Genomic DNA, 14,149 nt, shown 5'->3' on the forward strand with positions numbered 1-14,149 from the left:
AGCGATGGCATCTAACTCAGCACGCCGTCGCTGCACTCAAGCTGCCTGGATCCGCGCCGATACGCCTGGATTGGCGCTCGTTGCGGCGGTGCGCCGGATCACCTTGCTGAATCCCGTTGTCACCGCGCGAAGTCTGTCGGCGTTCCGGCATCTCACGCAGTCCCGCCCGCCACTTTGGTCGTTTACCATGCCCTACGCCACTGCCCGTTCTGGAGATGCCATGAGTTCTGCCGCGCCCCCGTGTTGCACGTCGCTGCTTGGCCTGTCGCTGAGCATGTTTGTTGCGCCGTGCACGCTGACTGCCGCGCCGCTGGATACTCCGGTCGTCAACGCGCCTGCGTCCACGCCGCCGACGCCCGATGTGGCCTACCCGGAACTATTCCAGGCGGTGCAGAGCGGCGAGCTGTTCGACGACCAGAAACATTTCGTCGACTTTTTGCCGCTGCGCGACCCGGCCCTGATCAACGCCGACTATCTGGCGCAGCACGATCACCCGGGCTTTGATCTGCGCAAGTTCGTGGACGCCAATTTCGAAGAGTCGCCGCCGGTGCAGACCGACGCCATCCGCCAGGACACCGCGCTGCGCGAGCACATCGATCTGCTGTGGCCGAAGCTGGTGCGCAGCCAGAACCACGTGCCGCCGCACAGCAGCCTGCTGGCGCTGCCGCACCCGTACGTGGTGCCGGGCGGCCGCTTCCGCGAGGTGTACTACTGGGATTCCTACTTCACCATGCTGGGCCTGGTGAAGAGCGGCGAGACCACGCTCAGCCGCCAGATGCTGGACAACTTCGCCTACCTGATCGACACCTACGGGCATATTCCCAACGGTAACCGCACCTATTACCTCAGCCGCTCGCAGCCGCCGTTTTTCTCTTACATGGTGGAGCTGCAGGCCGGCGTGGAAGGCGAGGCTGTCTATCAGCGGTATCTGCCGCAGCTGCAAAAGGAATACGCGTACTGGATGCAGGGCAGCGACGGGCTCAAGCCCGGCGAAGCCGCCCGTCATGCGGTGCGCCTGGCCGACGGCAGCGTGCTCAACCGCTATTGGGACGAGCGCGACACGCCGCGCCCGGAAGCCTGGCTGCACGACACTCGCACCGCGGCCGAAGTGAAAGACCGCCCGGCCGCCGAGGTCTACCGCGACCTGCGTGCCGGCGCCGAAAGTGGCTGGGATTACACCAGCCGCTGGCTGGCCGATGGACAGAACCTGCGCACCATCCGCACCACCGCCATCATTCCGATCGATCTCAACAGCCTGCTGTATCACCTGGAGCGCACCCTGGCCCAGGCATGCGCGCAGCCGGGCGCCGAGTGCACGCTGGATTACGCCGCATTGGCGCAGCAGCGCAAGCAGGCCATCGACGCGCATCTGTGGAATGCGGCCGGCTACTACGCCGACTACGACTGGCAGACCCGCGCGCTGAGCGACCAGGTCACTGCCGCCGCGCTGTACCCGCTGTTTGCCGGCCTGGCGTCGGACGCGCATGCCAAGCGCACCGCCACCGTGGTGCGCGCGCGTCTGCTGCGCCCCGGCGGCCTGGCCACCACCGCGGTGAAGACCGGGCAGCAATGGGATGAGCCCAATGGCTGGGCGCCGCTGCAATGGGTGGCAGTGGACGGCCTGCGTCGCTACGGCGAAGACGCGCTGGCGCGCACCATCGGCGAACGTTTCCTCACCCAGGTGCAGGCGCTGTTCGCACGCGAGCACAAGCTGGTCGAAAAATACGGCCTGGACGCCGCTGCGGCTGGCGGCGGCGGCGGCGAATACGCACTGCAGGACGGCTTCGGCTGGACCAATGGCGTCACCTTGATGCTGCTGAATCTGTATCCGGGTACCGACAGCAAGACCGCGCCTGCAAAGCGCGTACGCAAGCCGGAAGCGGCGACACGCTGAGTGTGCGCCAGCGATATGCCGGGCGCTGCTCGGCGTCGCTGACGGCATAGCGTTTCTGGTAGTCGGTAGGCCGGGATATCGCGAGGTTCGAACAGCCAGTAGCCGGCGGGCGTATTCCCCTCGCCGGTGTTGTATTAACCGCCTTCCCGACGCAGGCATCGCGTCGGTTGCACCTGCACAGATGCAGGCATAAAAAACCCACCGGTTTGACGGAGGTGGGCACCGCTACGTGAAGAGTTTCGACGCTCCTTGGGCTTAAATTGCTGGCGCCCGGCGTCGCTTGTCAACAGCAGCATAGCGAGACACTTGATACTTCTGCGTAGCGTGCTGGCGCGCATTGAGCAGCTAAGGAATACTGTGGATCACAGAGATGGATTGGACGCTCAATCGCCAAGGGAGGCTGGATGGGTTCACCAGATGACGTAGCGGCGGAACGCGGAGCAAGTACCAATCGGGAAACCATCGGACTGGTAGACCTGAGCTTTCCCTCGCTTTCCGCTGCAATGGCGCACTACACACACGTAACCGAGCAGAGCCGCGCCGGTCCGGTAGAGCGCTGGAGCTTGGCGATTGGATTGATCGGTGCGGGCGTGGGTATCTTGTCTGGCACCCTGTTGAGCGGCAAGACTGGCCTCTATCTCGCAGCCATAGGTCTTGCGGTCGAGTTGACTGGCTTTCTGGTCTACGGCGCACTCTCATTTAAGCGTGAGTGGCCTGGATTCCGCCGCCCCTATGCGGATCATGCAGAGCAGATGGAGCGGGAGTTTTACCACTACCAATCCATCCTCGCGGCACTCCGATGGTTTCCATTGGAGCAGCGACGCCGACGCGAGGCGTTCATGCGCGACCGTCGTACCAACATGCACGACCGCCTGGGGCTGTTCACTGGCGGCATGGAGAAGCTGGGCTTTATGCCCGTCCTGCTCGCCCTCTATCTGCAGCTGAAAGACTGGCGTATGGGTGACTGGACGGTGTTGAGCAAGATCACCCTGATGCAGGGCGTGCTGGCCTTTACGCTCTTGTTTGCTTTTGCGATGTCCTGGCATCTCATTCGCCTACGTATACGCGTACAGTCGTATGAGCAATTATTGGCAGAGGCAAACCGGCAAGATAGCGCTTCCAGCAAGTAAGCGGCCACCAAGAACTACATGCCACTTGTGGTGCAATAATGAGTAGCCACTCTTGCCGATGCCGCACCCTTGCTGGCTGCCATTGGCACGGATGTATCATAACTACCATTGCCTATCGTCCTATTCGATAAGCCACACCATTTGGATCCAGCAACAAAGGAATTGAGATGTCATCGACATTTGAATGGATAGATTTGCCAGCAGGTCGGGCCCGTTTTTCAGGTGGCATCCGGGGTGCTGACGAGCTTGGTCACGAAACCTTCGCCATTGAAATTGATGGCACGGAGTATTTTGGAGAGCTAAAGAATGATTGGCTTCCAGACCAAACCCATTATGACGTAGCAGTTGTTTCTTTTGGATTTTCGGTAGAGCTTCAGGTTGGGATGCCAATTACCGCCTGGTCAGTTCGCCCCTTCACCGATGAAGAGCTTGAGCCTATAAAGACTATCATCATCCAGTTAATCCAGGCTGGCACTTCCTTTACGAAAAAGCCGCTGATCATCAGTGAAAGCGGAGGGGCGATATTCACGGGGAAGGTAATCTTTAATGAGAACTGGGCATTGATCAAGCCCAATGATCAGCCCGGAGTTCAGATATGAGCGACCACGCCGCCTCGATCTCTCTGATAGAGAAAGCAGAATCTCTAGATGAAATATCTGAAATTGCAAGGTCGTATCCGGCAAAATCGGTTGATCAGGGCGGAATTCTTTACAGTAGTTGGGCCGGGGATGTCTCATCCGAGGTCATGGCGGTTGAACTTTCTGAAAAGACTGGACTTCCCATCATCAACGATACGCCGCGCGCCAAGTTCCTCATGGAAGCCAGGACTGCCATCGAGGAGAAGGCTTCCGAGATTTTCAGATCTCAGGGATTGCCTCCGAAGATGGCCAAGGAGTCTGCTGCGTCGTTCTTGTTCGGCGACCCGGCGGTTCCCTCACAGAGCCCCACGTCCTTGTCGAAATGCCTCTGGGGAGAGGCCTCGCACGAATTCGCAAGCTCGCTGCGTGGCGACATCAAAGTAGTGGCTTCTGCTGCCAACCTGGAACGTGTCTTCGGTCAGGTTGAAGTGCCTGCTGTGCTGAACAACCCAAATGTCAATTCGCTGGGCGGTCAACCGATTCCCAAGTTGCAGGCACTGTACGCACAAGGTGGCGCAGGCGCTGTACTGCCGGAGGTGCAAACACACTTTATCCAGGCGGCACCCAAGGGTATCTTTGTAGCGCCAGAGAGCATCGGCTCAAAGATTGAAAAGGTTACATTTTCGCGTGAGTTCGCTGGAAGCTTAGAACTGCAGCAAACACACTTCAAGCCATCAGCAGAACTCAGCGCCTCCGGCATGATCCGCGCACCGACCGGGCTGGATGCGCCAGCCGTAGGCATCGCAGAGACCGCGCTCAGCGCAGAGGTGGCGGCATCGCGCAGGCTCTCCTCCGGCACCGTCCGTGGGCTGGGCATTGTGGGCGCGGCGGCGGCCGTGTACGACCTGGGCGGTACGGCAAGAAACACCGAGCGGCTGGACGCGCAGGGCAACAGCACTGCGGCCGATGCAGAGGTCACCCGCTACGCCACACGAAATCTGGGCACCTTCGGCGGGGCAGTGCTTGGCAGTAGCGTAGGCGCAGCGCTAGGTGTGGAGTCTGGCCCGGGCTTACTAGTCACAGGTGCGGTTGGCGGCATCGTTGGCGCGGTGGGCGGCGACAAGCTGGCCGATGTGATCAATGATCATCGCATTTCCCATCAACAAGATGCGCAAGGCAATACGTGGCGCCTTGAGAATCACCAAGCCGGAGAACGGTGGGCGCGTGACGTCAGCACTGGCGAAGTCGATCCAGCAGCTGTCGCCTTTGGCGAAGCCGGCGTGCCGCTCTTCAAGACGCGGACCGAAGTTGCCACGCCGGAAGTCGCGGACTTGCTGACCTTCAAAGCATCTCGTACGTCTATCGAGCTGGCACTCGGTTCGCCGCCGCAGAATAAAGATCCCTACACCCAACCGGCCAACGAGCACGACACGCGCAGCCTGCGCGAATCCCCGTGGGTGCACAACGCGAATACGCAGCAGTGGACGCGCCAGATAGCTGATGGCCTGATCGATCGCACGATGAGCACGCACACCGAAACGGCGAGCCCTCAACGTGCGTCGCAACTTGATGCCGCTTCGCAGCAAATCATCAGGCAGAACGCGATGCACACGCCAGCAGCGATGGCCGCGCACTACAAAGAGACCTACGAGCAAAATGGCTGGGAGCGTCACGCTTACATGCCCGCCGCAGTGCATGACGCGCTAAAACATCCCGGCCGGATCGTCGGCTCAGACGGCGACCTCTACGAACGTGGCAAAGATGGTCAATGGGCCCATGACGGTATGCTCTGGGACAGCCAGGCCAAGGGAAACTTGAAGCAAGAGCTTGATGGAACCTACGCAGCTCAGACCGTAGGCGCACAGCGTACGGCTGCACAGCCGGCAGCCCAGGCTGCTGCCGAACCTATCAAAACGCTAGCGACGGTCCATGTCACTGCCCCGCAGATGCAAAGCCACGACAACGCGGACACCTCTTCGAAGAAAACTCAGGAAGACAAAGATGTACGCGGCCATAGCACACTCGCACGACCGCAAGCGTCAGGCCCGCAAGATCCGGATCATCCCGATCACGCCATGTTGAAGCAGATCCGCGAAGGCGTGGCCAAGATCGATCAGAGCGTGGGCAAGCCTTATGACGAAATGAGCGAACGCGTCAGTCGCTGCCTGCTGGCGGCATGCAAGGACAATCGCGAGCGCTATCCAGACGCCGGCAACACCTCGCTCGCCGCCAACGCACTGCAGCGCGTAGACCATGTGCTGATGGGCAAGAACGGCAACCTCTTCGCGGTTGAGGGACGCCTCGACGACCCGACGCACAAGCGCGTCGTCGTTTCTATAGACCAGGCAATTCATATCCCTTTGGAGCAGTCGGATGCAAAGCTACAAGCGGCCAACCAAGCCATCGCCCAGGAGCAGACGCAAACACGACAGCAGGAATTGGCACGCAGCCAACAGCAAGATGGGCAGCAATCGCTGCGCATGAGTGTCTGATCAACTTCTCAGAATAGGTTTGCAGCGTAGCTAGCCCTGGGCAACCCTGCCTTCCGCGCGATGGTCGAAGCCCAAAGCCGACCCTTTGCCGGAACCAGGCACGCTCATCGGCTACGCAAGCCAAGCGCCGTCGATTGATAAGTGAACCTGACCCTAAGGTTTGCGGCGCATGTCCACACCGGCGCGATCCAGATACGGCCCGGTCACCGAGCGCGCACGCCCCACCGCGATCTTGTAGGTGCTGCTGGCGCCTTTGCAGCACGCATCGAACGACACGAACAAGTAGTATCAGCCATTGGCCTGCTGGATGAACGGTGCTTCCACCGCGCCCGGGTACGGCCGGCTCGCCAGGCTGTAGCGCGCCGTGTTGCCGGACAGCTGCTTGCCGGTGCCCGGATCGAGCTAGATCAGCTTGATCCCCGACCAGAACGAGCCGAACGCCAGCCACCACTTGCCGTTACCGTCCACCACCAGATTGCCGTCGATGGCGTTGTAGTCGTCGCTGCCTTTGGAGGTGTAGAAGATGCCTTGATCCTTCCACGAGCCAGGCTTGCCGGTGCTGCTGCTGGCAAGCGCAATCGCCGAGGTATTGGTGGCGAACTTGGAGGCGGTGTAATACATCAGGTACTTGCCGCCGTGGAAGGACACATCCGGCGCCCACAGCTGGTTGTCCGGGTTGTAGCTGCGCACCCAGCTCGGCATGCTGCTGAAGATCGCGCCCGCATTGCTGAATTTGGTGCGGTCGGTACTGGTGACCACACCGGTGGTGGCATAGATGTAGTAACGCCCATCGCCCAACTTGAGCATCGACGGGTCGTGCACGATGGTGTCGCCGCTCACCACACCCGGCCCCACTGCCGCCTGCACGGGTGCGCTGTGCAAGCCAGTGGCAGCAGCGGCCAGGACCAACAGTGACGCGGTTGCGCCGCCACGCAGCGACATTCCAGACCAGCCCCCATCCACTCGACTGCCAGCAACCACGCGCATCGCCGCACTCCTTGAACAACGTAAAGACGTTTTCTGCAGGAGCAATCTAGCCCGGCGGCAATGCCACGAATCCGACGCCGATCTCAGAAGCACGGCGCCGGCAGCTTGGTACCGTGTTTTGCGACGAGGCGTGCGACGCAGCTGAGTGCCGGGCGTAAGTTATGTGGATCCGATCGCGATAGCAGCGCCGTCGTGCGCAGGCGCCTGCGCGCGCATGCGTCGCCGATGCACTGCGGGGTCACCGACGCGACGCTGTATGCATCATTCCACCCGCACGCGCAGATCCCGATTGGTCATCGCTGTGTTGCCGCTGTAATCGCGTGCGGTAACGCGCAGCGTGTAGTCGCCCGGCCCCAACGCACCGGCCTGCCACTGCCCACTGCCGAGACGGCCATCGCGCACCGTGTTGCTGACCAGATAGCGGAACCGCGTCACCGCGCTGCCATGCACGGTGATGCCGCTGTCGGGCGCATAAGCGGTGAGTACCGCAGCCGGATCGGCGGGCATGCGGTCGAACACGATCGTCATGCGCGGCGCGGCCTCGCCCGGCAGTGCCACGCCCTGCGCATCCAGCACTTGATAGCCCAGTGCGTACAGCCCCAGCCGGCGCCGCGGCAGATTGCGATCCACCTGATCCCAGGCCTCCACCACGATCTGCACCACCGCCGCGCGCGGTACCTGCACCGCGCCGTTGGTCACCGGTAATGGCTGACCCGCAGCATCGAGCAGGCTCACCTTGTCGATGCGCGGCGCCACATGATCTGCGTAGCCCACAAACCCCAGCTGCACCGCATTGCGCTCGAAGCCGTGGGCGCCCACGGTCAGATGCACATGCGCCATGCCATTGAGCGTACCAAGCGCATCGCCGGCGCGAAACCGCGTGCCGCGCACTACGCGCATGCGTTCGGGCTTGCCGTCCACATCGCTCACCAACTGGAGACGTTGCGGGTCCAGCGGCTTGCCTTGCGCGGTGCGGCCCACGCGCAGATGGATGTAGCCGATTGTGTCCAGCGCCATGCCTTCGCCCAGTTGCCCAAGCCCCCAACTGGCATTGGGGCTGGACACCTTGGCATCGGCAATCGCGAAGACCGTCTGACCGACATCGCCGCGGATATCCAGGCCCGCATGCAGATGATCGCGGCTGAGCCCCTGGTAGTTGCCGCGCACTTCGCCGAGCGTGCCGACCACCTCGTGCCAGCCGGTCTGCGGTTGCAACGGCCAGCGGCCTTGGGTGACGGGCAAGGGCTGCGCGTCGGCCGGCCCGACCACGGGCGTGTCGTCAACGTTCGTCGCCGTTGCCGGCACCAGCCGATGCACGCGTGCGCTTCCCGCATCGCTGACATACACCGCGCCCTGCGCATCCACCGCAATCCCCGCCGGGCGCGACAGGCGTTGCAACACATTCTCGCCGCTCATCGTCACCACATGCCCGGCGCGCGTCACCTGCAACACGCGACCGCTTGCATCGCCCACGTACAGCACGCCGTCGTGGGTGATGGCGAGTGTCATCGGTCGATACAACAGCGGGCTGAGGTCGGCAGGATCGCCGCCGACCAAGGTAGTGACGCTGCCATCGGGAGCGATACGGCGAATCGCATCGTTGCGCATGTCCGCCACCCACACCACACCGTGGGCATCCACCTTGAGATCGGTCGGGGTATCGAAGCGCGCTTGGTCGCCGACGCCATCGGCCATGCCGGGCAAGGCGCCACCGGCTAGCGTGCGCACCTGACCGCCAGGCTCGATGATGCGAATGCGGTCGTTGTAGGTATCGGCGACATACACGCGCCCCTGCGCATCCACCGCCACGCCGATCGGCCCATTGAAGCGCGCCTGCGCCGCCGCACCATCGCGAAATCCTGCACTGCCGTCGCCAGCGAGGGTGGTCACCACGCCTTGCGGCGTGCGCTTGCGGATCGCGTGATTGCCGGTGTCGGCGATATACAGATTGCCGGCCGTGTCGAAGGCGATCCCCGAGGGCGTATTGAACGCTGCGACCGCGCCGATGCCATCGGCAAAACCTTCCCGCCCGCCAGCAAGAGTCTGCACGCTGCCGTTGGCGAGCACGGTGCGGAGACGGTTGTTATCGCCACCATCGGCGACGTACAGCGTGCCGTGCGCATCGATCGCAAGACCATAGGGGTCGGCAAACTGCGCGTCGGCCGCGCGGCCATCCTGCGCGCCACGCACTCCGTTGCCGGCCACCCACTGCAGCTGCGCCGACCAACCCAACGGCGTCGCTGCCGGACCCTGTACTTGCGGCACTGCCGTTGGCGCCGGCATCCACCACCAGCTCGCCAGCACTGCGGTCGTGGTTGCTACCAGCACTGCACAGATCCACAGCTTGCGTCGTGTTGCCATGCCAGTCGCGTGTATGAGAGGAACCGCACTTTAAACGCGTTCGGCAACCTGGAGCGTTGAGTGCAGCGCCACGCGTGCGCCGAGGCAGCGCACTCAACGCGGCGTCGACCTGCGGCAACTGCAGGCAGCAGGCGTGCGTGCGCAGGAACTGCCGACACGCAGGCCGCGTATCATGCGCACTCTTTCACGTACTAGGGATGGACCCATGGCCGTACGCACGCTCAACGAATTTCTCGCCCACTCCAAGGAAAAGGACGTCAGCCCTGATCCGTTCGAGCTGGAAAACCCGCATCTGCTGGAAGTGCGCCTGGATGGCATGGTGTGGTCCAAGGCAGGCGCCATGGTTGCGCGCACTGGCAACGTCAAGTTCACCCGCGAGGGTTTGCTGGAACAGGGGCTGGGCAACCTGCTGAAAAAAGCCGTCAGCGGCGAAGGCATGCAGCTGATGAAGGCCGAAGGCCAGGGCCGCGTGTATCTGGCCGACCTCGGCAAGCTGGTCACGCTGCTGCGCTTGAATGGCGAGGCGATCTTCGTCAACGGCAATGATGTGCTGGCATTCGAATCCGGCGTCGAGCACAAGATCACGATGATGCGCAAAGTGGCAGGTATGCTCTCCGGCGGCCTGTTCAACGTGCGCCTGAGCGGCCACGGCATCGTGGCGATCACCTCGCACTACGAGCCGCTGACGCTGCCGGTGACTGCCGCCAGCGGCCCGGTGTTTACCGACCCCAACGCCACGGTGGCGTGGTCGGGCACATTGACCCCGGAGCTGGTGACCGATGTGTCGATCGGCACGCTGTTCGGCCGCGGCTCGGGCGAAAGCCTGCAGATGCGCTTCGCCGGCGAAGGCTGGGTGGTGGTGCAGCCGTACGAAGAAGCAAGTTTTCAGGCGAAGAGCAGCTAACAAAACTACTGTGCAGCCGCCAGGCGGGCGCGGCCGGTGCTCGGAATCCTCATGTACCACTCGTACACTCCGGTTCCTGCGCGCCGTCCACACCCACCTGACGACTGCTCGCTACGTTTTGCTAGCCACTCTAAAAGCTGATGTTGGAGTGCCCAGCCGCGTGATGCGTGGCTGGGCACTTCATCTGCATACGCAGTGCGTTATTGGCGCATATCGTGTGGAAGCGCACTCGGACGTGACGTGGGTCTATCGCCACTGCCCTCGCGCCCGGGTGCGCTCCTACGAGGTAGTGGCGTGCATCACACCCAGCCGCGCTTGCGGAACCATGCCAGCGGAATCACCACGCTCAGTGCGATGACGCCCAGCGCCCAGAAATATGCATCGTGGCCCTTGAGCTCGGGCATGTAGGCGAAGTTCATACCCCAGATGCCGACCAGCACGGTGGGCGGAATGCCGACCACCGATGCCACCGCCATCACCTTCATCACGTTGTTCTGGTCCATGTTGATCATGCCCAGCACGCTGTCGAGCAGGAATTCGATGCGGTCGTCCATGTGCTGCTGGAATTCGCTCAAGGTGGTCAGGTCCTTGTGCAGCATTCCGATGCGCTTGGCCGCATCGGCGGCGAACCAGTCCGGTGCGGCGCCATCCAGATAGGTGATCAAGCGCAGCATGCCCTGCCCGGCGTTGTGCAGCCCGCCCAGCTGGCGGCCCATGCCGCCCACCTGGTGCAGCATGCGCTCCAGATCCTTGGTGGTGTGCGGGTTGTCGAACACCTGCCGCGTGGTCTCGGTGACCTGGGCTTCGAGCGCTTCCAGGCGGTCTGCCAGGCGCCCGACCAATTGATCGAACATGCGCAGCAGCAAGTCGTCGGAACTGTGGCAGGGCTCGTGCTCCAACCGCGCGACCAACGCGTCCAGCGAGCCGATGCGCTGCTCGCGCTGGGTCACCAGCATGCTCGGCGACAGCGCAAACCCTAGCGGCGCGGTCGGGCCATCGTCGTCCTGAAATCGCGGCACATTGAGAAACAGCACATCGCCCTGGCGGCGTACCCGGCTGCTGAATTCGATCTCGCCGATGGCTGCACGGTCGGGCAGCGCAAACCCTACCTGCTTGGCGGCGTCGGCCAACTCTTGCGGACTCGGCTGGCACAGGTCGACCCAGTAACCTTGTGCGTGGTGGGTTCCGGCAATCGGGTGGGTCGTGATCATGCGGCAGGCCGTGACAGTGGATGGCCGCGAGCATCCGGCTCCGCCTCATCGGCGTCAACGCCAACGCACCGGCACGCTCAGCTGACAGTGGCCTTCATCGCGGCGACGTGCAGCCACTCAAACAATGGAATCGCATTGCGAAGCCTGCTTTGCTTTGCGGCACAGATCGAGCGAGCCAACCAGATTCGCTGCCTGCGCGCGGTGCGCGGCCTGTTGCATGTGCCATAGGCGTGCTTCGATGCGAGCGCCGAACCCTTCGGCGTCAGTGGCATTGCCATGCGCCGCCGCTGCACTCCGCTGCCGGCCCACATGTTCACCGACTGTCATCCAAGCATTACAGCGTGTGGTTGTCATGCAATCACCAGCAGCCGGTCATACGCCGGCCATCTGGTACGACTATGCCGAGCCAGATCACATTGGTGCGGCATCTCGCACAAACAGCGATCCCCATTCCAGTGCGACCGTCTGCTCACGGTGGCATACATACTCCCGTCCGCTTCCTTGACTGCGCGCACGGACCGGGCGTGGCAATTGCTGCTTTCCTGCGCAGCCGCCACCCAGGAGACTTTCATGCAAACTCGCACCCATCTATTGCTCGCACTCGCATTGCTGGCTCCCGTGACCGCGCTGGCCGTGCAGGTCGATCCGCAGGGCCGACTTGTCGATGGGCAAGGCCAGTCGCTGCAGATTCGCGGGGTGACCTGGCCCGGTTTTGACCGCGCTGCGCTGGCAGCCGCCGGTTTACGCGACAGCACACTGGCCCAGGTACTGGATCAGATGCAGGCCGCCGACATCAACGCCGTGCGCCTGCCAATCTGCGCGGCGGCGCTACAGCCCACGCCAGTGGCGGCTGCAGACGTTGCCGGCGACCCGGCATTGCGCGGTTTGACTGCATCGCAGCTGCTCGATGCGGTGGTGCGCGCCGCATCCCAGCGCGGCATGCAGGTGATGTTTGCGTTTGCCGATGGCCGCTGCGATGACAGTGCACCGCAGCTGGGCACGCAGCAGCAGGCATGGATGCGCGGCCTGACCAGACTGGCACGTGACTACCGCGACACCGCGGGTGTCATCGGCATCGATCTTGGCAGTAGCGGGTATCGCAATGCCAACTGGGCAGGAAACGCCGCAGAGGCGGACTGGAATCGCGTTGCAGCGCGCGCAGCCACCGCCGTGCTGGCGCAGGCGCCGCGCTGGGTGGTGGGCGTGGAAGGTGTCGGCAGCAATGCGCTGTGCAGCGACTCCGCACGCAAGGCCGCTGGCAGCAATCTGCAGCCGCTGGCCTGTGCGCCGCTGCGCATCGCATCGCAACACCTGGTGTTGATGCCCAAGCTGGCCGGCCCGGATCGCGATGCAGCTGACGCGTTTGCCGCGCCGGATTTTGCACAGGCGTTGCCTGCCACGTGGCAGCGCGACTTCGGGCAATTTGCGCGCAACCACGCCGTGGTTCCGGTCAGCATCGGCGGTGGTCTGGGCGATGGCGATCCGCGCGACCCGGCATGGCAAACCGCGCTCAGCGGCTATCTTGCCAACAGCGGATTGCGCAGTGCGTTTCTCGGCAGCTGGGAGGTGGGAAATGCCAACAATGGCGGCCTGCTGGCGCAAGATGGCAGTCCGCGTGCAGACAAGCTGCAGGTGCTGCAGCAGGCCTGGGGCATCGCACCTGCAGCGTCGGTAACTGCATCGGCACCGCGTGCTGACGCAAAGAATGTCAGCAAGGCCACGACGTGGGACAGCACCTTCACCGGCACCGCGACGTATACCGGCTCCGGCTACTCCGGCGGTGCGCTGCTGCTGGATCCGATCCCGAGCACCGCGTTCATCACCGCACTCAACCCGACGCAGCTGAACTTCGGCGGTGTCAAAGCCGCGATGGCCGGCGCCTATCTGGAAGTGACCGGCCCCAAGGGCAAGACCACCGTATATGTCACCGACCTGTATCCGGAAGGCGCTTCCGGTGGTCTGGACCTGTCGCACAACGCCTTTGCGGCGATCGGCAACATGGTGGACGGGCGCATTCCGATCAGCTGGAAGATGGTGCGCGCCCCGGTCACCGGCAATGTGCAGTACCGCATCAAGGAAGGCAGCTCACGCTGGTGGGCGGCAATCCAGGTACGCAACCACGCCTACCCGGTGGTCAAGTTCGAAGTGAAACAGGGCAGCACCTGGAAGAGCCTGCAGAAGATGGATTACAACCATTTCCTCGGCGAACAACTGGGTAATCAGCCGCTGTCCATCCGCATTACCGATATCCGCGGCAAGGCGATCCTCGACACGATTCCCGCGCTCTACGAAGACGGCAGCCACCCGGCGTATTTCAAGCCTGGCAGTGTGCAGTTTCCGTGATTGGGGAGTCCGGAGTTGGGACATGTAGTGACGTAATGGGTGGCTGACGTGTTGCGCGCTTAATGGTCGCGTGCAGATGCGTGACTCACCATAGCTCCGCACCACAACCTACATGCGGCGAAGCGATCGAAGCCCCTCTCCAGCCGAGGCGAAGGGCACTGCTTGCGCCGCTGGCTCGCAAACGTTGGAGCGCCCGCGCCAAACTCGGGCCGGGGATCCATGCGGGAGTACAGTAAAGAGGCAGGACGA

The 14,149-nt window shown here is 62.9% G+C and carries 11 protein-coding genes and 1 other RNA gene; 7 read left to right on the forward strand and 5 right to left on the reverse strand.

Annotated features, from left to right (window positions below; translation table 11 throughout):
* The first annotated feature begins 220 nt into the window (after positions 1-220).
* From treA to ABQZ00_RS17315, 4 genes are all read left to right on the forward strand, one after another.
* The gene (treA, locus tag ABQZ00_RS17300; RefSeq protein WP_323538639.1) at positions 221-1,894 is read left to right on the forward strand and encodes an alpha,alpha-trehalase TreA; all 1,674 of its coding nucleotides are present in this window, start codon (positions 221-223) and stop codon (positions 1,892-1,894) included.
* 404 nt (positions 1,895-2,298) lie between these two features.
* Positions 2,299-3,024, forward strand: coding sequence for a hypothetical protein (locus tag ABQZ00_RS17305; RefSeq protein ID WP_323538638.1), 726 nt, complete (start codon positions 2,299-2,301; stop codon positions 3,022-3,024).
* Positions 3,025-3,191: 167 nt separating this feature from the next.
* The gene (locus tag ABQZ00_RS17310; RefSeq protein WP_323538637.1) at positions 3,192-3,623 is read left to right on the forward strand and encodes a hypothetical protein; all 432 of its coding nucleotides are present in this window, start codon (positions 3,192-3,194) and stop codon (positions 3,621-3,623) included.
* Entirely contained in the window at positions 3,620-6,094 is a 2,475-nt protein-coding gene (locus ABQZ00_RS17315) for an XVIPCD domain-containing protein (RefSeq protein ID WP_323538636.1), read from the forward strand. Before ABQZ00_RS17310 ends, ABQZ00_RS17315 begins: the two co-directional genes overlap by 4 nt.
* A 153-nt stretch (positions 6,095-6,247) precedes the next feature.
* On the opposite strand, the gene ABQZ00_RS17320 is transcribed toward ABQZ00_RS17315, so the two are convergent.
* From ABQZ00_RS17320 to ABQZ00_RS17330, 3 genes are all read right to left on the reverse strand, one after another.
* The gene (locus ABQZ00_RS17320; protein ID WP_323538635.1) at positions 6,248-6,376 is read right to left on the reverse strand and encodes a hypothetical protein; all 129 of its coding nucleotides are present in this window, start codon (positions 6,374-6,376) and stop codon (positions 6,248-6,250) included.
* Between the two features lie 120 nt (positions 6,377-6,496).
* Positions 6,497-7,081 carry a family 43 glycosylhydrolase gene (locus ABQZ00_RS17325; protein WP_323538634.1) on the reverse strand — a complete coding sequence of 195 codons (585 nt, stop codon included), beginning with the start codon at positions 7,079-7,081 and terminating at the stop codon, positions 6,497-6,499.
* 261 nt (positions 7,082-7,342) lie between these two features.
* Positions 7,343-9,442 (reverse strand): NHL repeat-containing protein, encoded by a 2,100-nt coding sequence (locus ABQZ00_RS17330; RefSeq protein WP_323538633.1) that lies wholly within the window; start codon positions 9,440-9,442, stop codon positions 7,343-7,345.
* 205 nt (positions 9,443-9,647) lie between these two features.
* On the opposite strand from ABQZ00_RS17330, the gene ABQZ00_RS17335 reads away from it, so the two are divergent.
* On the forward strand, positions 9,648-10,346 hold the full coding sequence (locus tag ABQZ00_RS17335; RefSeq protein WP_115552864.1) for an AIM24 family protein: 699 nt from the start codon (positions 9,648-9,650) through the stop codon (positions 10,344-10,346).
* 51 nt (positions 10,347-10,397) lie between these two features.
* Positions 10,398-10,473, forward strand: a non-coding RNA gene (locus ABQZ00_RS17340) — sX9 sRNA.
* 172 nt (positions 10,474-10,645) lie between these two features.
* Here the strand turns inward: ABQZ00_RS17340 and ABQZ00_RS17345 are convergent.
* Positions 10,646-11,557: a CorA family divalent cation transporter gene (locus ABQZ00_RS17345; RefSeq protein ID WP_055850483.1), complete on the reverse strand. Its 912-nt coding sequence runs from the start codon at positions 11,555-11,557 to the stop codon at positions 10,646-10,648.
* A 117-nt stretch (positions 11,558-11,674) separates the two neighbouring features.
* On the reverse strand, positions 11,675-11,911 hold the full coding sequence (locus tag ABQZ00_RS17350) for a hypothetical protein (protein ID WP_323538632.1): 237 nt from the start codon (positions 11,909-11,911) through the stop codon (positions 11,675-11,677).
* A gap of 216 nt (positions 11,912-12,127) precedes the next feature.
* Here ABQZ00_RS17350 and ABQZ00_RS17355 point away from each other — a divergent pair, with 216 nt between their 5' ends.
* Positions 12,128-13,900: an expansin EXLX1 family cellulose-binding protein gene (locus ABQZ00_RS17355; protein WP_323538631.1), complete on the forward strand. Its 1,773-nt coding sequence runs from the start codon at positions 12,128-12,130 to the stop codon at positions 13,898-13,900.
* Positions 13,901-14,149: the final 249 nt, after the last annotated feature.

The organism is Xanthomonas sp. WHRI 10204, from assembly GCF_040202875.1.
In the GTDB taxonomy this organism is placed as follows: domain Bacteria; phylum Pseudomonadota; class Gammaproteobacteria; order Xanthomonadales; family Xanthomonadaceae; genus Xanthomonas.